This window comes from Vibrio sp. Evd11 (assembly GCF_900382755.1).
Taxonomy (GTDB): domain Bacteria; phylum Pseudomonadota; class Gammaproteobacteria; order Enterobacterales; family Vibrionaceae; genus Vibrio; species Vibrio lentus.
This window is the reverse complement of sequence record NZ_OSDX01000076.1, coordinates 1-20,309: the sequence shown is the minus strand read 5'-3', so window position 1 is coordinate 20,309 and position 20,309 is coordinate 1. Positions and strand designations below refer to the sequence as shown.

Annotated in this window: 15 protein-coding genes and 1 pseudogene; 5 read left to right on the top strand and 11 right to left on the bottom strand. The window is 44.3% G+C overall.

All coding sequences use genetic code 11. The features are described 5' to 3' along the window. Nucleotides 1-132: 132 nt before the first annotated feature. The 3 genes from ED652_RS21075 to ED652_RS21065 all read right to left on the bottom strand — a co-directional run bounded on the left by ED652_RS21075 (nucleotide 133) and on the right by ED652_RS21065 (nucleotide 5,388). A complete protein-coding gene (locus ED652_RS21075; RefSeq protein WP_122056063.1) occupies nucleotides 133-2,586 on the bottom strand; it encodes a CHASE3 domain-containing protein in 2,454 nt (817 codons plus the stop codon). A 192-nt stretch (nucleotides 2,587-2,778) separates the two neighbouring features. Beyond that, on the bottom strand, nucleotides 2,779-4,356 hold the full coding sequence (locus tag ED652_RS21070) for an EAL domain-containing protein (protein ID WP_122056062.1): 1,578 nt from the start codon (nucleotides 4,354-4,356) through the stop codon (nucleotides 2,779-2,781). Between the two features lie 291 nt (nucleotides 4,357-4,647). Further along, complete coding sequence (locus ED652_RS21065) at nucleotides 4,648-5,388, bottom strand: hypothetical protein (protein ID WP_122056061.1); 741 nt, start codon at nucleotides 5,386-5,388, stop codon at nucleotides 4,648-4,650. 338 nt (nucleotides 5,389-5,726) lie between these two features. Between ED652_RS21065 and ED652_RS21060 the strand changes: the two genes are divergently transcribed. Beyond that, on the top strand, nucleotides 5,727-6,518 hold the full coding sequence (locus tag ED652_RS21060) for a carbon-nitrogen hydrolase family protein (RefSeq protein ID WP_122056060.1): 792 nt from the start codon (nucleotides 5,727-5,729) through the stop codon (nucleotides 6,516-6,518). A 148-nt stretch (nucleotides 6,519-6,666) separates the two neighbouring features. Here the strand turns inward: ED652_RS21060 and ED652_RS21055 are convergent, their stop codons facing one another. From ED652_RS21055 to ED652_RS21020, 8 genes are all read right to left on the bottom strand, one after another. Beyond that, a complete protein-coding gene (locus tag ED652_RS21055; protein ID WP_122056059.1) occupies nucleotides 6,667-7,668 on the bottom strand; it encodes a substrate-binding domain-containing protein in 1,002 nt (333 codons plus the stop codon). Nucleotides 7,669-7,819: 151 nt separating this feature from the next. Continuing rightward, the gene (rbsK, locus tag ED652_RS21050) at nucleotides 7,820-8,746 is read right to left on the bottom strand and encodes a ribokinase (protein WP_122056058.1); all 927 of its coding nucleotides are present in this window, start codon (nucleotides 8,744-8,746) and stop codon (nucleotides 7,820-7,822) included. Nucleotides 8,747-8,982: 236 nt separating this feature from the next. Continuing rightward, the gene (gene rbsB / locus ED652_RS21045) at nucleotides 8,983-9,861 is read right to left on the bottom strand and encodes a ribose ABC transporter substrate-binding protein RbsB (protein WP_012600805.1); all 879 of its coding nucleotides are present in this window, start codon (nucleotides 9,859-9,861) and stop codon (nucleotides 8,983-8,985) included. A 132-nt stretch (nucleotides 9,862-9,993) separates the two neighbouring features. Next, a complete protein-coding gene (rbsC, locus tag ED652_RS21040; RefSeq protein ID WP_122056057.1) occupies nucleotides 9,994-10,986 on the bottom strand; it encodes a ribose ABC transporter permease in 993 nt (330 codons plus the stop codon). Next, nucleotides 10,983-12,488 (bottom strand): ribose ABC transporter ATP-binding protein RbsA, encoded by a 1,506-nt coding sequence (gene rbsA / locus ED652_RS21035; protein WP_122056056.1) that lies wholly within the window; start codon nucleotides 12,486-12,488, stop codon nucleotides 10,983-10,985. Before rbsA ends, rbsC begins: the two co-directional genes overlap by 4 nt. A gap of 112 nt (nucleotides 12,489-12,600) precedes the next feature. Beyond that, entirely contained in the window at nucleotides 12,601-13,020 is a 420-nt protein-coding gene (gene rbsD / locus ED652_RS21030) for a D-ribose pyranase (RefSeq protein WP_009844907.1), read from the bottom strand. Between the two features lie 279 nt (nucleotides 13,021-13,299). Continuing rightward, on the bottom strand, nucleotides 13,300-13,614 hold the full coding sequence (locus ED652_RS21025) for a winged helix-turn-helix domain-containing protein (protein ID WP_122056055.1): 315 nt from the start codon (nucleotides 13,612-13,614) through the stop codon (nucleotides 13,300-13,302). 351 nt (nucleotides 13,615-13,965) lie between these two features. Then, nucleotides 13,966-15,009, bottom strand: coding sequence for an endonuclease/exonuclease/phosphatase family protein (locus ED652_RS21020; RefSeq protein WP_122056054.1), 1,044 nt, complete (start codon nucleotides 15,007-15,009; stop codon nucleotides 13,966-13,968). Between the two features lie 394 nt (nucleotides 15,010-15,403). Here ED652_RS21020 and ED652_RS21015 point away from each other — a divergent pair, with 394 nt between their 5' ends. The 4 genes and pseudogenes from ED652_RS21015 to ED652_RS21000 form a co-directional block, all read left to right on the top strand. Continuing rightward, nucleotides 15,404-17,299, top strand: a complete 1,896-nt coding sequence (locus tag ED652_RS21015) for an extracellular solute-binding protein (protein ID WP_122056053.1) — start codon at nucleotides 15,404-15,406, stop codon at nucleotides 17,297-17,299. Nucleotides 17,300-17,311: 12 nt separating this feature from the next. After that, the gene (locus ED652_RS21010) at nucleotides 17,312-18,400 is read left to right on the top strand and encodes a microcin C ABC transporter permease YejB (RefSeq protein WP_060469694.1); all 1,089 of its coding nucleotides are present in this window, start codon (nucleotides 17,312-17,314) and stop codon (nucleotides 18,398-18,400) included. 31 nt (nucleotides 18,401-18,431) lie between these two features. Continuing rightward, entirely contained in the window at nucleotides 18,432-19,454 is a 1,023-nt protein-coding gene (locus tag ED652_RS21005) for an ABC transporter permease (protein ID WP_102344046.1), read from the top strand. 9 nt (nucleotides 19,455-19,463) lie between these two features. After that, a pseudogene (locus tag ED652_RS21000) lies at nucleotides 19,464-20,252 on the top strand (ATP-binding cassette domain-containing protein); the annotation flags it as partial. Between the last annotated feature and the right edge of the window lie 57 nt (nucleotides 20,253-20,309).

Here is a 20,309-nt window from a genome sequence, read left to right as displayed (position 1 = left end):
CACCTAGCATGATCCTCATTTTGGCTAAAATCAAGCACCTTCAATGATCACGGGTATAACTGGATAGAGTTAATGGTGACTTAGGCAGGATTATCCATTAATAGAAAGGTGGCGTTAACTACTCTCCCACACTTAGCCTGTTCGATTAGGTAATTGCGGAGCGTAGGCAATGATCATTCTCTGCGCTTGGTGCTCGTTGACTAAGATGCGGTTGATCAGTTTTTGTAGTTGCTCGATGTCGGGCAGTTGTTGGTTCTTTGTTTGTGTCTCTAGAGTCAGGGCTTGATTAGATAAGATACTGAGCCCTAGGTTGAGTGCCATCCCTTTAATCGAGTGTAGAGTTTGGCTCAACAGAGCTAGATCTTTGGTCACATAGAGCTTGATAAGTTGGTCGATGGATTGTTCAAACTCTACGGTTGTTGATTCTAAGAGTATGATTAAACGGTCGTGACTCTCCTTGAACGACTGAATGACATCAGAATGGCTTATCTCTTCTTCTGTCAGTCGAAGCTTTTCAATGGGTTCTCGGTGTAGCTCTATGACGTTACTTGTTTGGCAAGCCGTTTGGTCGCTTTTGGGGTGTTGAGGTAAGCGTGTTGAAAACTGTTGCAACGCATCGAAGAAGCTCTCTTGTTGCAAGGGCTTGGTTAAAATATGGTCTGCACCCGCTTCAATGAAACTGTCATGCGCTTCACGGAAAACATCGGCAGTGTAAGCAAAGATCAGAGTCTCTAAGCCAAGCTGTTGCCTGATATATTGAGTTGCCTCCACGCCATTCATTTCGGGCATGTGGTTATCCATCAAAATCAGATCATATTCAGCGGTTTTTAGGTATTCGGTGGCGATTCTTCCATTTTCAGCCAGCTCGACATTGTATCCAAGGTTTTCACAGAATCCTTTGGCAACAATGGCGTTAATGCGGTTGTCTTCGACAAGTAGAACATTCAGTGGGTTCTTGGAAGGTTCTGTTGTGCTGATTAAGTTCGGTGCAGTGTGTGCTGCTTGGCTTTCCTGCAACTTGATAGGTAATGACACTTGGAATTTAGTGCCAAGCCCTACAGCACTGTTCAAGGTGATTTGACCGTCCATCAACTCCACCAAGTTCTTTACGATAGCGAGCCCGAGCCCTGTACCGCCAAACTTCCTCGTCGTCGATGTGTCTGCCTGTTCAAAAGAATTAAAGACGTGTTGGTGCTTATCTTTCGGAATGCCGATCCCGGTATCGGTAACAGTCAGAAGCAGTCGGCTTTCTTGTTTGTTGAGTGCCGATTGAATCAGAACGTGCCCATCGTTGGTGAACTTGGTCGCGTTTCCACCCAGATTGAACAAGATTTGACGAAGTCTCGCGCAATCACCAATGAGCTCTATATTTTCAGGGATTTCGTTTTCGACGATCAAACGGATACTTTTTTCATCGGCCAAAGGTTTGATTGCACCGCTGACGGGATGAATGACTTGATTAAAATTGAACGGAGCGATTTCTAGTTCGAGCTTATTCTCTTCGACTTTAGAGAAGTCGAGAATGTCATTGAGTATGGTCATGAGATGCTGACCAGAATCAAGGATGATATCGATGTTCTCTTTGGTCGATGGCTCTTTAGTTTGCGCTGCGATGATTTGAGATATGCCCAGCACGCCATTCATCGGCGTGCGTATTTCGTGGCTCATGGTTGAAAGAAATTCGCTTTTAGCTTTGGCTGCCGCTTCGGCTTTTTTACGTTCAGCGATCAGCGCTTGATTCGACGCTTGCATCTGATTGTCACTTTTAACCAGATTGGTCGCCATCTTATGGAAACTCTGGGTTAGCTGAGCAACTTCATCCGTCCCCGTTTGGATAGGGCTCTGGTTAAGCGTCGAGGCGACTTGTTTTAAATGTCCTGCCGCTACCTGATTCGCAGCGTTAAGAAGTAGGTGAATACGTTTTTTAATGCGATTTGATGACCATACGGCTACGATCAGTGAAATAAACGTTGAAAAAAGTGTCCCTAGAATCAGCACATAAGTGGTTTGATTGGCGGATTTGTCCGATTTTTCAACTCGAACCTGAATGAGTGTCTGTTCAATTTCTATGAATTCGGCTATCTCGCTACGAATCTCATCAATGATTTTCTTTCCGGTTTGTTTCTGCGTCAGCTCTATAACATTCTGCATTGTGGTGTTGCTATTACCAACGAGGCTGCGTTGAGTGATTTCTTTTTCTCCGGCTTCTGTTAACCACGCTTCGTGAAGAGCATCGATGCGATTGAGTCGTTCAACTTGGCTCGGGTTATCACTGATTTGACTGCTCAGTGTATTCACTTTCTGATTCCAAACATCAAGCGCAAGGTGGTAAGGCTCCAAAAATACAGGATCACCAGTAATCAGGTATCCACGTTGGCCTGTTTCCATATCAATCGCTAGGTTAAGAAGCTCTTGAGCTCGTGCAATGGCTTTGTGCGTATGAACTACCCAGTGGTTATCTTCGACCATTGATTGGGTGTTTTGATGGACAGAGAACGAAACTAGAACCATTAGCGCAATAGGGGTGAAAAAACTGACTAATAGCTTTCGTTGTAGGGATATATCATCAAACCAACTCGCAAACATAGAGACACGTATTCCACACACTAAGGGCCTATTGTTATTGTAGGTTAGATTGTTAGGTGTACAAATGCATAGAGTGCGGTTGGGTAAGGTAGATAACTAAAAGTAGAGCTAGGGCACTAAAAACAGTGCTCTAGCTCTATTTGCTTGAGGAGTAGGGCAAACATCAGGAGTAACTAAGGGAGTCGACTCGATTTAGGGTTGCTCTAATACTGTTTTAGACGGTGATGACTCTTGATGTTGGCTAGAATCTACATATTGCTGCCTAAGCAAGCTTATCGTCAGGTTGATCGGCATTGGCTTATAAAAATAGAAGCCTTGGATATAGTCAACGCCCAGTTTAGACAAGATGTTCACTTGGGATTCGTACTCAACCCCTTCAACGATTACCTGCATGCCTAGAGTGCGTGACAACTGAAGCATTGATTCGAGTAAAGGGATACCAAGGCTCGATTCGTCCGAAATGTTTTTCACAAACACGCGATCGATTTTGAGAATACTGAACGGAAACTGTCTCACAAAATCTAAACCTGCGTAGCCAGTACCAAAGTCATCAATCGCGACTCTCACGCCTAAATCTGCAAGCTTAGTTAAGTTGTTTTTGATTTTGACCATATCCGCATCAGAGCACTCGCCATCTTCTGTCACTTCAAAAACGACTTGCCTAAGAATGTCCGGATTCTTCTTATAGATACTAATGACTTTGTTGGCGAAGTTACTGTTGGAGACAACGTTTCGGCTGATATTGACGCTAATGTATTTTGACTCAAACAACTCACGATGATTTTTCAATGTGTCTAACACTTCACGCAACACAAAGTAGGTTAGGTCTTCAATCAACCCTAAGCTTTCTGCCAGAGGAATGAAGATAGCAGGGGATACATTGCCTTCAATTGGGTCGTTCCACCTGAGCAACGATTCACAGCCTACGATTTCTGTTGTGTTTCGGTTTACGATAGGTTGCATGTGAACATGTAGGTGTTTGTTTTTGAGTGCGCTAGACAGCGAGTACTCTAAGCTGCGTTGGCTCTGTTTTTTATGTTTGATGGAAAGGAGAATAATGGTCGTAATCCCTGCCATTAAAAAGCCAAACCACAAATAGCTCAACATGAAGTTCCAATAATACTGATACCCAATGTATGACGTGATGGTGAGTGGGTAGATGTTCGATTGTATCCGTACTTTGGCGATGGACGGATCGATATCAGATGGGTGGATATCTCTCTTGATCACCTCAACTTTGGCCTGAATGCCATGGTTGTTAAGGTTCGTCTCTACAGTGTCATAGATGAAGTGTGGCGGAATCATCAGGCTCACTCCTGCATCGTCCTTATTCGAGAACATAAGCATGATGGATTGCACTTGAGTGATCGCTGAATTTGAATACGATAAGGTTGTTAAGTTAGGGTCGTCATTGAGTCTTTGTCTGATGGTGCTGTAGAGGCGAAACGAGACTTCGCCATCGGTAGTCGAGCAGTAAAAACGGTCGTCTTTATTGAATACCGCGGCTTCTTTTACCCAATCGGCATCAAATACAGTTTGGCGAAGCTGTCTAACCATCGAGTCGCAAGTATGGCTCGGTGTGATGCCTGATAAAAAAAGGTCGAACCTTGATTGGATGCTCTCAAGCCTTGTTTCGACAAGCCTCGATGTGTCTTCGGTTAAATTTTGGTAGTGAGACGGTGTAAAAGGGATAAGCAATGCCATAGAAAAAAAGAAAGAAATGGCAAAGTAGAACGAAGTCTTGGCAAAATGTTGGTACTTGATATCCATAGTTGGAGAAGCGTTACCGATTGGGTGAGCATTCAAGTTAATTTATAAATTTAACGATAGCGATGCAAGGCAATGCATAAATAGTGTGAATGTGCGCACGTGTTATTTATTGAAATAGAGTGTTTTAAGATTTTTTGAGCAAAATCTGAACCTTAAATGAAGATCTTGGGTTTTCGTAGATGTACAGGCAGGGGTTCGGTGTAGCGAAAACATCGTGCAATGCTCACTGTACAACGCAATGAAGACAATATCTCCATTGCGCTATTTAGTCGCCAAATAACTTAAGTTTAATTAGTAGTGGCCAGGAAAGGTTGCATCAAACATTGGAAAAAGTACTTGTAGTTCTTCTCCAGTTACGTAACCGCGTTGAGTCGCGAAAACAATATCATCTTCACGATATACGGCCATTGCTTGAGACATTTGTGCGTTTTCTAACCATGATGTTTTGATGTCACTACAGAAATTGTTTGTGCATTCACGTGGGTCTTGTGTTGACCATTCATCGAACCCCGTTTTCCATCCCTTGAGAGTTGAACTTGAGCTTTGTGTTTCATCTGATACTGCATAGTGGAAAGATGATTCAACATGCTCTATTTGAACGTTACTGTGCTTAATCAAGTCACTGTAGAACGTATATTTTGGCCAGAAATCAGTTCTGTTTTCAGTGAGAGTAAAGGTCACTCTCATACTGCCTTCAGATAGTTGGGTTTCACGATCGATCGTAAATATTAGCCTATCTTGTACACCGCCTAAGTTGCATTCCCATAGTTGACAGGCTTGATACATTTCGTCGTAGGTTGTTCCCCAACGTTGTGCTGCCTCTAAAATTAGTTTGTCTTTTAAGTCAACGTCGCCGTCTGGGTTTGTTTGGTCATTGCCATTCCCATTCCCTTCATCGCCTTCGCCTGGTGGGAAGGTAGGCAAACCTGGGTTACCTGGTGAAGTCTCGCCACCAGTGACGGTGTTGTCAGAGCTATTACATCCGGCTAGCAACAAAACTATTATGGTCGTAAATAAGGTGTTTTTATTCATGATAATGTCTTTTATTCTCTTTATCCTTAACTACTAAACAACCGCCAACGAATAGCGATAGCCCGTCATAGGTGTCCTTTGACAAGAGAATATTATTAATACTTACAGTGAATGGCTAAGTAGTAGATTTTATTCGAGTAATAAGTCCTGCTTATTAGATTGTATGAGAGACTGATTACTGATTACTGATTACTGATTACTGATTACTGATTTGGTTTTCGCTTTGATAACTTTAAGACTGCAATTCTGATCATCAACCTTAATCAAGCCAAGATCATGTTGTGGTTTTAGTTTATTCTCGGTATCGAGTAACCTTTGCCACAAATAAGGATTTAACTTTGGATAATGTCAGCGTCACCCTTGTTCAGCTTGAAGTTGAATACAAAAACAAACAAAAGAACCTCTCGCGAGTCTCTGAGCTTTTAGAAGCCGAGACGGCAGTGGGTGATATCACGTTGCTGCCTGAACTGTTCTCTACTGGATATATCTTTAACGATGCCGCAGAAATTCATGAACTGTGTGAAGACTTCAATAACAGCCCGAGCATTGATTCGTTAACTCTGCTTGCCGCGAAGCATCAGACGCTAATCGTTGCGGGTGTCGCTGAGAAAGATGATGGCCAGTATTACAATAGTGTTGTGGTGGTTGATGGTTCAGGTTTGCTTCATAAATACAGAAAAGTCAGTCAAACGAAATTCGACAAAGAGTACTTTTCGAGAGGAAGTGAACTTCTTACTTTTGAATACAAAGGCTTGAAGTTCGGTGTCGCGATTTGCTTTGATATTTGGTTTCCAGAGATCATGCGAGCGTATCAGTCGGTAGACGTTATTCTCCATCCAGCGAATTTTGGTGGTCATCATAGCTTTGCCATTGCACAAGCAAGAGCGTTAGAAGAAGGGTGCCATATCGTAACGTGTAATCGCGTTGGACAAGATGTGGTTGATGCCTTTACCGCAACATATTGTGGTGGCAGCAGAACTTATTCACCGAAGGGAGACTTAATGCTTCAACTCAGTGAGCATCAGTCTGTTGAAACGATCAATATTCAAGACTTGTCTATTGCGCCTCAATACAATGGTGTTGATGTGTTAGACGAAATACAGCAGATAGCGTCTGCGCTGAATCGTTAACAAGACAAGTGAAACGCAATAGAGTCGAAAAGGGCAAGGTTAGATAACCTTGCCCTTTGTTATTTTGGTTGTTTCTGCTGTCTGTTAGCTGGCAGTGTTGTTCGGCTCTGTTGTTTAGAACAGTTACTTAGATTTGTAAGAAGGCGCTTTAAATGGCTTTTACGCTGCTTCGTTCAACTAGCGTTGGCTCTAACTCAACAACCTGGGGATACGCATCAGGGGTTTTGAGTCGGTTCAATAGAGTATCTACTGCCGCTTTACCTAAACGGTGTTTTGGCTGGTGGATAGTGCTCAAAGCTGGGGTCATGTACTTCGACAAGTGAATGTCATCGTAGCCAATGATCGAAAGATCGTTTGGGATCGATGTGCCATCTTGAGCCGCGGCGTGAATCACACCCATTGCCATCATGTCATTGCTAACAAACAGTGCCGATGGCATTTCACCACGCGCTTTTAAAGTTTGGTAAGAGTCAAAACCGCCATCGCATTCGAAGTTTGATTCAACAATCCATTTAGGGTTGATCTCTAGACTCGCTTCTTCCATCGCTTGCTTGAAGCCTTGATAACGAGAAGAGGCTTGATTGCGGTGACGTGGGCCGGTGATGCAACCAATTTGAGCGTGACCGTTATCGATCAAGTGCTTGGTTGCCATGTAGCCACCTTGATGCGAGTTATCTTGGATCTTATCACTCGCGAACAGCATTGGGCCCCAGTCCATCACAACGATAGGTAATTCTGGGTAGCGTTCAAACACATCAATGTGCTCGCCCTCAAGGGTTGAACACATCAGCATTAGGCCATCGACACGCTTCTGCAGCAAGGTATCGATAGATGATTTCATGCGTTCGCTGTCGCCTTCTGTATTACACAAGATAAGGTTGTAGCCTTTCTCATAACAACGACGCTCAACACCTTTTACTACTTCACCAAAGAATGGGTTAGTAGAGGTAGTTACCAGCATACCTAAGGTTTTGGTTTGCTTCATTTTCAAACTACGAGCCAATGCAGAGGGAGCGTAGTTGAGTTCTTTAGCCGCACTGTTAACACGCTCAGCAATCTCTTCACTGACAAAACGTGACTTGTTGATCACATGGCTGACGGTTGAAGTTGAAACCTTTGCTAGCCGAGCGACGTCTTTCATTGTTGCCATAAAAAATCCTTGTGGGAGTAACTTGCCACGTTGCGCGATATTCTGCCCGAAAACAGGGGCTTATACTTGTTATTTGTTGTTACCGAAATTGAAGGCTAACATCCGTAACTACGGTTTAGCTCAGGAGTTAAGCCTTCAAATAGGTGTCAAGCTAAGCAGATAATTGCTCTGATAAAAACGCATCCGTTTCAGCTCTGCTTGGGATTGACGTCTGAGCGCCAAAGCGAGTCACTGAAATAGCAGCCGCGGCATGAGCAAACTTAATCGCGCGCTCAAGTGGCATGTCTTCAAGTAAGCCTGTCACCAATGCGCCGTTGAAGGTATCACCCGCAGCGGTTGTGTCTGTCGCTTCAACGCGGAAACCTGCAATGAGCTCACCCTTGTCGTTTTTACTTACCCAAACGCCTTTCGCGCCAAGTGTGATCATCACAGTCTCGATGCCTTTCCCGTGCAAAGCCAAAGCTGCCTGATGAGCGGATGCGCTGTCAATCACGGTAATGCCTGTTAGTACTTCAGCTTCGGTTTCGTTAGGTGTGATCACATCAACACAAGCAAGCAATGAATCCGATAATGGACGAGCAGGAGCCGGGTTAAGAATAACTTGAATGCCGCTTTCCTTCGCTACTTTTGCCGCGTATTCAATGCCTTCAATTGGCGTTTCAAGTTGAGTCAGAAGGTATTTAGCGCCGCGAATCTTCTCTAGATGCGGTTCGATTTGATCGCAAGTCAGCTTGTTGTTGGCTTCAGCAGAAAGGCAAATACTGTTTTCACCTGTTGCTGATACTTGGATCATCGCGATGCCCGTTGGTGTGTTGTCTGCAACGATAACACCGTCGATGTTGATGCCATCTTTAGCAAAATCTTGACGAATATTGATGCCGAATGGGTCGTCACCGACACAGGCGATAAAGCCGATATCTGCGTTTAATCGCGCTGCAGCTACCGCTTGGTTTGCGCCTTTTCCGCCAGGGATGACCTGATAGTTACCGCCAATCAAGGTTTCACCCGGACGAGGGAAAGAAGGAACTTGCAGTACGTGGTCAGCGTTAACGCTACCTAAAACAATCAGTTGAGTCATGATACGAGCCTTATGATATATCGTATTTGAAAATGCATGGGTCTTTCTCATTGCGTTGATTGCTCGCTTTGTTAGCAGCTTATGAGAAACAGCGATGCACTGTCGGAGTTTTGCTTTTTGTCTTGAGTCAGTGAGCCAATGAACCAATGAGCTAGTGAGTTAAGAAAGCAGGGGATAGGGGACCCCTGCTTAATTAGATCAAGAGTTAAGCTCTAAGTTAGTTGGTAATAGATAAGTTACTTAGCGATGATTTTTAGAGCTACTGGTACGTACTCGTCTACTGTCTCGCCTTTCAGTACTTTGTCCGCTATTTCAATACCTAAAGAACCGATTAGGTCAGGCTGCTGTGCAACCGTTGCGCCTAGTAGGCCGCGGTTAACAGCAGCGATACCGTCTTCAGTGCCATCAAAGCCAACGATCATCACTTCTTTACCTGAAGCTTGAACGGCGCGAAGTGCACCTAGAGCCATTTCATCGTTTTGAGCGAATACCGCTTGTACATCTGGATTAGCTGCAAGCAAGTTTTCCATTACGTTCAGACCTTTAGTACGGTCGAAATCAGCAGGTTGGCTTGCTAGAAGCTCAAGGTCGCTGCCGTTTACTGCGTTCATAAAGCCTTCACCTCGTTCACGAGCTGCAGAAGTACCAGCAATACCTTCGAGTTGGATAACTTTCGCTTTTTCGCCCACTTTTTCCATGATGTAGTGACCTGCCATTTCACCACCGATTACGTTATCAGAAGCAATGTGGCTCACTACGTCACCACGGCTTGCACCACGGTCTAGCGTTAATACTGGGATGTTTGAACGATTAGCAATGCGAATCGCGTTAGACACAGCGTCTGAATCCGTTGGGTTAATCAGAATAGCTTTAACACCACGAATGGTTAGATCTTCAATGTTCGAAAGCTCTTTGCTTGGGTCGTTTTGAGAATCAAGAACGATAAGCTTGTAGCCTAGCTCTTCAGCTTTCGCTTCTGCGCCATCTTTCATGGTTACGAAGAATGGGTTGTTCAATGTAGACAGAACGATTGCCATTGTATCTTGCGCCTGTGCAGACACAGATACCGTTGTAGAAAGAAGAGCAGCAGAAATAAGAGTCGCTAATTTTTTCATGGTGTAAGTCCTTTATGTGGGGTGAGCTAGGTTGGATAATCCTAGCTCGTTGTTACGTTATTTATTGGTTTAATTGTTACATTACGTCTTGTTTTTAATAGGTGTTGCGTTTAATGAATAAATCAATTTGTATTACTTGTTTTTGTTGTCGACCAATACCGCCAGAAGAATAACCACTGCTTTTGCAATCATCTGGTAGTAAGAAGAAACGTCTAATAAATTCAGGGCGTTATTTAGGAAGCCGATAATCAGTGCACCAATCAGTGTGCCTATGATGCGACCACGGCCGCCGGCTAAGCTTGTACCGCCCAGTACTACTGCGGCGATGGCGTCTAGCTCGTAGCCCATACCTGCGGTGGGTTGAGCGGATGACAAGCGAGATGCCACGATGATGCCTGCCACTGCAGCTAGCAGGCCACAGATTGCGTAAACGCCGATTTTCACTTTGTCTACATCAATACCTGATAGGCGAGTTGCTGATTCGTTGCCACCGAGTGCGTAAACGTAACGACCAAAGCGTGTGTGGTTAAGTAGGTACCATACCGCTGCAAATACGACGACCATGATCCATACTGGAACTGGGATGCCCATTGCGTAGCCTGTACCGAACCAAGCGAATGCGTCTGCTGTGTCAGTGAAGCCTGTTGAGATAGGGCGACCGTCGGTGTAAACCATGGTTACGCCGCGAAGTAGTGTCATGGTTACAAGCGTTGCGATGAAGGCTTGAACTTTACCCTTAGCGATAATCACACCGCTAATAGCACCTAATGCTGCACCAGCTACTAGAGCGGTTGGTACTGCGATCATGACAGGGATTTCCATGCCAATCATGCTGGCTGCGAATGCACCACAAAGCGCAAGTACAGAGCCGACACTCAAGTCGATACCCGCGGTTAAAATAACCAGTGTCATACCTACTGCGATAATCGCGTTAACCGAAGTTTGACGCAGGATATTCAGAATGTTGTCGACAGTAAAAAAGTTTGGGTTTAAGAAAGAAACGACAACAATCAGGAAGATCAAAGCAATCAATGACTTTTGATCAATCAGCCATTCTTTGCTGATTAACGGTTTTTTCTTTGGCGCTTCAGTTTCAGTTGTTTTGCTCATGGTTTTAGTACTCATGCTGCGTCCTCGTTGATCTTTTTACCGACCGCACACGCCAGTAATAATTCTTGGTTTGCTTCTTTAGAATCAAATTCACCGCTTACACGGCCTTCATGCATCACCATGATGCGGTCACTCATTCCTAACACTTCTGGCATTTCAGATGAGACCAAAATAATGCTCATGCCATCGGCTTTAAACTTATTAATGAGTTGGTATATTTCTTTCTTAGCACCGACATCGACACCACGCGTTGGCTCATCGAGAATCAATACTTTTGGTCTTGTCATCAATCCTTTAGCGATAGCCACTTTTTGTTGGTTACCACCAGAAAGGTTGCCAATGATTTGCTCGCGAGTCGGGGTCTTGATGTTGAATAACTTGATGAAGTCATCAACCGCCATTACTTCATCTTTATGTTGGATTTGACCGCTCTTTGTCAGTAGATCAAGAGAACATAACGACATGTTTTCTTTAACAGAAAGCCCTAGAACTAAGCCATCGCCTTTACGGTCTTCAGAGATGTAAGCAATGCCATTCGCCAAGCCATCTTTTGGACTTACCGGGTTAATGGTTTTGTTTTCTAGGTTGATGACGCCGCGTTCACTAGGAAGGGCACCGTAAATCACTTTCATTAGTTCGGTACGACCTGCGCCCATAAGACCAGATACACCCAGGATTTCGCCACGCTTTAGAGTAAAGCTCACGTCATGAACACCAGAACCCGTCAGGCCAATCACTTCAAGACAGGTTTCACCGTGGCTCTGCCCGATACGTGGGTATTGTTCGTCTAGCTTACGGCCAACCATCATTTCGATTAAGCCATCTTCGTCGGTGTCTTTTACTTCACACTGACCAATGAACTTACCGTCACGCAGCACGGTGATGTCATCGCAAATCTCAAAGATCTCTTTCAAGCGGTGAGAGATGTAAACAATGCCGCAACCTTCAGAACGTAGCTCGTTGATCACTTTAAACAGCGACTCGGTTTCGGTATCGGTAAGCGCATCAGTTGGTTCATCCATGATGATGACCTTAGATTCAAACGATAGGGCTTTTGCGATCTCTACCATTTGTTGCTCACCAAGGCTCAACTGGCCTAAAGGTGTTTTCGAGCTGTGTTTCACGTTAAGGCGTTTAAGTAGCTTGTCGGCTTCTTGGTACATCTCGTTCCACAAGATGCGACCCATGGTGCCCGTGATTTCACGACCTAAGAAGATGTTCTCGGCGATGGTTAACTCAGGAATTAGGTTCAGTTCTTGGTGAATGATACTAATGCCTGCTTGTTGAGAGTCACGCGGTCCTTTAAATGCAGCCGGTTTTCCTTGGTAAGCGATAGTGCCGCTGTCCAAGTGGTAGATACCCGTAAGCACTTTCATAAGCGTTGATTTACCTGCACCGTTTTCACCCATTAACGCCATTACGCGTCCTGGATAAACGTTGAGGCTTGCCTTATCCAGTGCTTTAACACCAGGGAAGGCTTTCTCAATTGAGCTAAGTTCTAAAATGGCTTGAGTCATGTCGGTTCCTTTACTCGGGGCCAGTTGTATTTGATTGTTCTGTATAAGTATTGCTTGGTTCAGTGATGACACTGAGCTGTCGTTGGGCTTAGGTTCAAACGCTGAGCTTGAGCTAAAACGTTACGCCAGCTTGGAAAATAACATTTGCGTATGGCGTGCATTCACCAGTGCGAATAACCGCGCGGCTGTCATGCGTTCGCTCTTTGAATTCTTCATGAGTGATGTAAGTAATCGAAAGCGATTTGCCGCAACGCGCTTCTTCTGTCTTAACTAAATCAATCAGTGCAGCGTGATGGTCTGGGCTTACTTTCGCAAACTCTTCTGCAATCACAACGCCTTCAATCTGAGATTCATCCAGCATGGTTTTTACTGTTTGCTGAAAGCTCGGAACACCATGAGTTAAGGCAAGATCAATACGAGTTACGTGATCTGGAATCGGCAAGCCCGCGTCACAAATCGTGATTTCATCTGTGTGGCCAAGAGTCGCCACTAAGTAAGAGAGTTCAGAATTAATTAGAGTACTTTTTTTCATATCACGACCTATCGAAAAATAACGTTTAATGGGTTGAGAACAACTCAAGAAAAACCATCGAAACGTTTCGATAGTGATAATAGTGTCTGATTTATCATTTGCACTCTTCACTTTGCTAGAGTGTGATAACGATCATCGAAACGTTTCGATGGGGTGTTTTTTAGTGATCTTAATCAACGCCATTGATTGCATAAATACGTTCTCAATGGAGATATAAAGAGTGCGCTACGGCTTGTTGCCCATACAGTTTTGACACAATGTAATGTCGCTTAAATTTAATTAAGTAGGGTCAACCGACAAAATGTAGCCAAACTTGGTGATTGTGGTTATCTGAATGTCTGGTGTTCTTAAACGCGTAAAAACATTACGCAGATTATAGATGACGTTAGCAAGTATGTGAGGAGAAGTGAGTTCCCCTTCCCAGCACATATCAATAATATCTTCCCTAGAAACGGGATCCCCTAGATTTTCTGCCAGTAAACAGAGCACCGAAAGTAGGTGAGGGCGTAAAGTGATTTTATTCCCCTGTCCATTAGTAATCGTTCGAGAGTCAGTATCAATGATTAAGCCGTTGAGCTCTATTGTGTGGTTCATCGTGTTTCTATTCGTCTTATTCTGAATGGTTGAGATTGAGTTAAGTCGCAAGCTACTAAAGCGTGTGGATTATGCAAAATCACGCCACTCTTGAAAGTAAGCTTGCGTAAGTGCCAGGTGAAAAAACATAAAAACCGGATGATTTGAAAGGGGATGGATTGTTAGAGTCAATGCGGGGTGTTTTTTATTTCTTTTTTATTCAGCGGCTTGCTGTGTTTTAACGGATTCTGTTGGCTGGGATTATAAAGTGATTATATTTTTATTTATTTTTTTGTTTTATGTGAGCTTATCCTGCTTGCGAATTCGACGGGGTGTCGGATAACTCTAATAAGATTGAAAGGTCAAGACGCCCTAAGCTTCACGAATATGAGCGGTAACAGCAACGATGGCATGGTCAGTACTGAATTGGTCGTGTTCAAAGCTTGGATTGATGAGGTGATGGTCTAACACAGTGTAGCTAGAGATCTCCATCAAGCTTGATGAGTTCTGACAGTCAAATTCGTTCGACATTAAAATGTAATCCAGAACAGAACCAGATGCACCATAATAGTGGGTTGGTTTGCGTTGTTCGAGCAAATCTTGTTCATGCAATTGATGATAAATATCCCAGCTGTCTTTTAACCGGAAGTGCGAAAGCCAATGCTTGCTCGCTTCATCTCGATTTAATGAATAGCTCAACAGCCCTTTAAACTCGTCGTTGAATAGAGGCTTATTAAAGTCACCCATTAACACAACAGGCTGATCGGTTTGGTAGCGTTGATTGGTGATGTATTGATGCAGCATTTGAGCCTCTAGGCCACGTTGAACACTCGATAGCCAAGAGCCTAGTTGTTCTTGATGAAGCTTAACCAATGTGTCGCTTTGCGGCTTTTTATCTGCTGAATGGCTACAGGATTTTAGTTGTTCAGTTTTGGGTTCTGTCGGACGTTGTGATTTGAAATGCACAACATAACAGTCGGTCGAACCTAAATGGGGTAACGTAATCGTGGCATGAACAGGCGCTCGGTTGAATGAGAAATTGTCTCCAAGGTTGAACGCTGTCAGTAACTTCGAATCTGGCGTAACAGGCTGCACATTTTCAATTGGGTAGCGGGATGCGATACCAACGACAGGTGAGGTGTATAGGTAATCATCTTCAACGTGTGCGCTATCGACCACAGCAAAGTATGGATAACCTAGCTTGTTCATCAATTGCTCTAAAGACTTCGGGCTAAATATCTCTTGAAAGCCAATCACATCACAATCTAATGAACGAATCGCTTCAGCCATCCAATGTTGCTTCTTCTGCCATTCTTCGAAGCTGTAGATGTTCTCAAAATCATAATAAGCATTCGGTGGTTCGAGATAGTTCAGAAGGTTGAACGTTGCGAATGTTATGTGGTTTGGTTTGTTCAAAGTGTCATTCCATTTAGACCTAGGCAGCAAGGATACTCTAGTGAAAGTATAGTTTGTTGATTATTTAGAACCTAAATTTCACTTCAGAAGCGAATCAAAGCCATGGAGGCTAATGTCATTCCCGCTAGAGTAATCTCCGTGCCTCTGCCTTACCCCGTACTTTCCAACGCCACCAAGCTAATTAAAGGAATCAAAGCGATCAGCGCTAACTGCATTCAATAGTTTCGAGCGGTGACGAGTAATTTGTAAATAAACCGTCAGAGATGGAGTGCTGATGGTTTTATTAGTTATTACATGATGTTAGATTTGAACCTATACTTGTTTTAACGGCATGCATTCAAAGCCGGTTAATCAAGTTGAATATAGAATTCATAACATTTGAAGGGAGAGTCAAATGGGAACAGATTTCCGAAGCAAAGCCTCGCAGCGCACTCAATTTTTCAGGTCTAATTTGAAGTCATGTGCCGTCATACTGCCGCTAATTGCTCTATATCCCTCCGTTACACACGCCTCTGATACCGAATCAACTCCCGCTGTCACCGTTATTGAAACCACGCAACTGGTCGGTTTTGGTGAAGCAAAATATCCTGTCGACTTCACTCACTTCGATTACGTTAATCCTGATGCGCCAAAGCAGGGCAAAGTGACTTATGGCAGCATTGGTACCTACGATAGCTTTAATCGATTCGGCTCCCGCGGCGTTGCTGCCAGCTATACGGGTGAGATTTACGATACCTTGATGTTTTCTCCGAGCGACGAGATTGATGCGTATTATCCATTGATCGCCTCAAAGGTTCGCTACGCCAGTGATTTCACTTGGATGGATATTGACATCAATCCAGATGCTAAATTTCAAGACGGCAAACCAATCACGGCTCACGATGTTGCCTTCACTTTTGACAAGTTTTCGAAAGAAGGTGTGCCTCAATATCGTGTGTATTACAAAGAAATCGAGTCAGTAACGGCTGTCTCTGATTCGGTTGTTCGTATTGAGATGAACAAGCCAAACCGCGAGAAGCTGTTTAGCTTTGCGCAAAGCACTCGTGTACTACCGAAACATTTCTGGAAAGACAGAAAGCTGTCTGAACCTCTAAGTGAGCCACCAGTAGGCAGTGGTCCCTATAAGATCATTAGCTACAAATCTGGTCAAAGCGTTACATACGGTTTAGATGAAAATTACTGGGCTGCGGATCTACCCGTTAACGTTGGTCGCAATAACTTCAAGCAAGTGCAGTACGATTACTATCGCGATGACACCGTAATGCTGGAAGCCTTCAAAGCAGGGGAGTTCGATCTTCGAACCGAGAACTCGGCTAAGTTCTGGGCAAACTCTTACACGGGGGCGAACTTCGATAAAGGCTACATCATTAAAGAAGAGATCAACCATGAGAAGCCAGAAACGACTCAAGGTTTTGTTTTCAATATTCAATCTCCTGTGTTCTCAGATCCTAAAGTTCGAGAAGCGTTAACCTACGCGATGGACTTTGAGTGGATGAACAAGAACATGTTTTATGGTCAGTACAAACGTACTCGTAGTTACTTCCAAAACACCGACTATGAAGCGAAAGGCTTACCAAGCGCAGCTGAAATTGAATTGCTGTCTCAGTACAAAGACCAAATTCCACCGAGAGTGTTTACTGAAGAATTCCAGCCATCAGTAACCGATGGCAGCGGCCGTATTCGTAGCCAAATGCGTACTGCGTTCAAACTGCTGAAAGAAGCGGGCTGGGTATTGAAAGACAAAGTAATGACCAACGAAAAGACTGGCAAGCCGATGTCATTTGAGTTGCTGATTTACAGCCCAACCACAGAACGTATCGCAACACCTGTTCAAAAGAACCTGAAACGCATGGGTATCGAAATGAAGATCCGTACCATCGATACCACTCAGTACATCAAGCGCTTGCGTGATCGTGATTTCGACATGGTGTCGTCTTCATTTTCCGCAAACCCTTATCCTAGCCCGAACTTAATGATTGTTTGGAACTCTAACTACATTGATTCTACTTACAATACTGCAGGTGTGATGGATCCGGTGGTTGACGCGTTAACAGAAGAAATTGCGCGTAACCAACAACATCCTGAAAAGCTTCTTACACTAGGTCGTTCACTTGACCGTGTATTGCAGTGGAATTTCTACAACATCCCTCAATGGCACGTTGGTGAATATCGCGTTGCAATGTGGGACAAGTTTGAGCGTCCAGATGTATTACCTAAATACGATTTAGGTATCGATACATGGTGGATTTCAGAAGAGAAGGCGGCTTTGCTTCCTGAAAAACGTCGCTAGGAGTTAGTTAGCATGGCCGCGTATATATTTCGGCGTTTACTGTTGGTGATCCCTACGCTGTGGGCGATCATCACCATCAACTTTTTCATTATTCAGATCGCCCCAGGTGGTCCAGTAGAGCAAGCCGTTGCCCAATTAGAAGGGCACAACTCTGGTATCATGGAGCGCTTTTCTGGTGGTGGACAAGAAGTTGATTTAAGCGAAAGTGATCAAGCTTCTGTCAGTGGCTATAAAGGCTCTCGCGGACTTGATCCTGAAGTGGTTGAAGAGATCAAAAAGCAGTTTGGTTTTGATAAGCCGATTCATGTTCGCTACTTCGATATGTTGAAAAATTACGCGACCTTTAACTTTGGTGAAAGCCTGTTTAAGGGCGGTAACGTGATTGATCTCATCATCGAGAGGCTGCCCGTCTCCATTTCCTTAGGGCTCTGGAGTACGTTAATCATCTATGTGATTTCGATCCCTCTAGGCATCATGAAGGCGATACATCACGGTTCTCGTTTCGATATTTGGTCGAGCGCGGTCGTGATTGTCGGTTACGCGGTTCCGGGCTTTTTGTTTGCGATTATCCTGATTATTTTGTTCGCGAGTGGTAACTACTTCAGTTGGTTCCCATTGCGTGGGCTAGTGTCGAGTAACTTCGACCAGCTCAATTGGTATCAGCAAATCGGCGACTATTTCTGGCACTTAGCTTTGCCTATTTTTGCTATGGTCATCGGCGGCTTTGCCACATTGAGCATGCTGACCAAAAACTCCTTCCTTGATGAAATCAATAAGCAATATGTGGTGACCGCGAGAGCGAAGGGTTTGGATGAGAGCAGTATTCTCTATAAGCACGTTTTCCGTAACGCCATGCTGATCATTATCGCGGGTTTCCCTAGCGCATTTATTAGTATTTTCTTCACGGGTTCTATGTTGATTGAAGTGATGTTTTCACTCGAAGGCATCGGTCTGCTTGGCTTTGAATCGACCATTCAACGAGATTATCCCGTGGTGTTCAGCTCTCTCTATATCATGACCTTGCTTGGCTTGGTGCTGAGCATTATCTCCGACCTGACGTATACCTGGGTTGATCCTCGAATTGATTTTGAAGCGCGTTAATGGCGAATGAATAACAAGGTATTGATAATAAATGTTTAACAACCCTTTAGCTGAAGCTCGTTGGTTACGTTTTAAAGCAAACAAGCGTGGTTTTATCTCCCTTTGGATATTTACCATCTTGTTTGGCTTGAGCCTGTTCGCTGAGATCATCGCCAACGATAAGCCACTCTTGGTGTCTTATGATAATCAGTGGTTTGTTCCTGTTATCAGTGAATATGCCGAAACAGAATTTGGTGGCGAGTTTGAAACCGAAGCCGACTACAAAGACCCGTATGTTATCGAACTCATCGAAGACAGCGGTTACATCGTATGGCCAATCATTCCGTTTAGTTACGACACAATAAACTTCGATATTTCAGGCGCGGTGCCATCGGAGCCCGATTCAGTCAACTGGCTCGGAACCGATGATAAAGGGCGAGATGTATTGGCTCGTATCATTTATGGATTCCGTATTTCGGTACTATTTGGTTTTATTCTGACGATAGTATCGAGTGTGGTCGGCGTCGTAGTCGGAGCGACACAAGGTTACTACGGTGGTTGGGTCGACTTGTTCGGGCAGCGCTTCATTGAAGTTTGGTCTGGCATGCCGACTCTGTTCTTGCTGATTATCCTTTCCAGTTTTATCGAACCTAATTTCTGGTGGTTGCTCGGAATTATGGTGCTGTTCAGTTGGATGAGTTTGGTTGGCATCGTGCGAGCTGAATTCCTACGTTGTCGAAACTTTGATTACGTAAGAGCCGCGCAAGCCATGGGTGTTGACGACAAACGCATTATGCTTCGTCACATGCTACCCAACGCGATGGTTGCTTCGTTAACCATGATGCCGTTTATTCTTTCTGGATCAGTCACCACATTAACGTCGTTAGATTTCTTAGGCTTTGGTCTTCCTGCGGGTTCGCCTTCATTAGGTGAGCTATTGGCGCAAGGTAAAGCTAACTTGCAAGCGCCTTGGCTTGGTATTTCTGCCTTCGTCGTGCTTTCACTGATGCTTACGTTACTTGTCTTCGTTGGTGAAGCGGTACGTGATGCCTTCGACCCACATCAACAGAAGTAAGGATAAGTTATGACTTCAAATACAGTTCCTACTTCAGGGTCAACAGCAGAGGCTTCTAATGTATCTCCAGTTCTGACCATCGATAAATTGTCTGTCGGTTTCGGGCGTAAAGACTCGATAGAACAAGTGACGCAAGATGTCTCTTTAGAAATATATAAAGGCGAAACACTCGCGCTGGTGGGCGAGAGTGGCTCCGGTAAATCGGTTACAGCGAACTCGATTTTAAAACTTTTGCCTAAAGGCTCGTCGCACTACTTAAACGGTAAGATTAACTTCTCTGGCACCGATATTCTGAGTTGTTCTGAAAGACAATTGCGAGGGATTCGTGGTGGCCGCATTGGTATGATCTTCCAAGAGCCTATGGTTTCGCTTAACCCGCTTCATCGAGTCGGCAAGCAACTGGTTGAAACTCTCTCTATTCACCGAGGGATGCGAACCAATAAAGCGCAAGCCTTGGCGATAGAGTGGCTATCCAAGGTGGGTATTCGTTACCCAGAGCAAAAGATTTCAGCGTATCCACATGAATTATCTGGTGGTGAACGCCAACGCGTGATGATTGCAATGGCACTGATCAACGAACCTGAGCTGCTTATCGCTGATGAGCCGACAACCGCATTGGATGTATCGGTGCAAGCGCAGATCCTCGACCTTCTAAAAGACCTGCAGCAAGAATTGGGTATGGCGATGCTTTTCATTACTCATGACTTAAGTATCGTTCGTAAGATTGCCGACAGAGTCGCGGTAATGAAAGACGGTCGCCTTGTTGAAAGCAATGACTGTAAAACACTCTTTAATGCACAGGGCTACCGCATGAGTGCCTAGTTTTTCACCACCTGACTAAAACCAGCATTTAAT

Excerpts from the sequence above, each read along its gene's own strand:
- ED652_RS21065 (WP_122056061.1), bottom strand. The coding sequence starts at position 5,388 with ATGAATAAAAACACCTTATTTACGACCATAATAGTTTTGTTGCTAGCC.
- rbsC (WP_122056057.1), bottom strand. The coding sequence starts at position 10,986 with ATGAGTACTAAAACCATGAGCAAAACAACTGAAACTGAAGCGCCAAAG.
- ED652_RS21075 (WP_122056063.1), bottom strand. The coding sequence starts at position 2,586 with ATGTTTGCGAGTTGGTTTGATGATATATCCCTACAACGAAAGCTATTA.
- rbsD (WP_009844907.1), bottom strand. The coding sequence starts at position 13,020 with ATGAAAAAAAGTACTCTAATTAATTCTGAACTCTCTTACTTAGTGGCG.
- ED652_RS21005 (WP_102344046.1), top strand. The coding sequence starts at position 18,432 with ATGTTTAACAACCCTTTAGCTGAAGCTCGTTGGTTACGTTTTAAAGCA.
- ED652_RS21070 (WP_122056062.1), bottom strand. The coding sequence starts at position 4,356 with ATGGATATCAAGTACCAACATTTTGCCAAGACTTCGTTCTACTTTGCC.
- ED652_RS21055 (WP_122056059.1), bottom strand. The coding sequence starts at position 7,668 with ATGGCAACAATGAAAGACGTCGCTCGGCTAGCAAAGGTTTCAACTTCA.
- rbsB (WP_012600805.1), bottom strand. The coding sequence starts at position 9,861 with ATGAAAAAATTAGCGACTCTTATTTCTGCTGCTCTTCTTTCTACAACG.
- ED652_RS21010 (WP_060469694.1), top strand. The coding sequence starts at position 17,312 with ATGGCCGCGTATATATTTCGGCGTTTACTGTTGGTGATCCCTACGCTG.
- rbsK (WP_122056058.1), bottom strand. The coding sequence starts at position 8,746 with ATGACTCAACTGATTGTTTTAGGTAGCGTTAACGCTGACCACGTACTG.
- ED652_RS21015 (WP_122056053.1), top strand. The coding sequence starts at position 15,404 with ATGGGAACAGATTTCCGAAGCAAAGCCTCGCAGCGCACTCAATTTTTC.
- ED652_RS21025 (WP_122056055.1), bottom strand. The coding sequence starts at position 13,614 with ATGAACCACACAATAGAGCTCAACGGCTTAATCATTGATACTGACTCT.
- rbsA (WP_122056056.1), bottom strand. The coding sequence starts at position 12,488 with ATGACTCAAGCCATTTTAGAACTTAGCTCAATTGAGAAAGCCTTCCCT.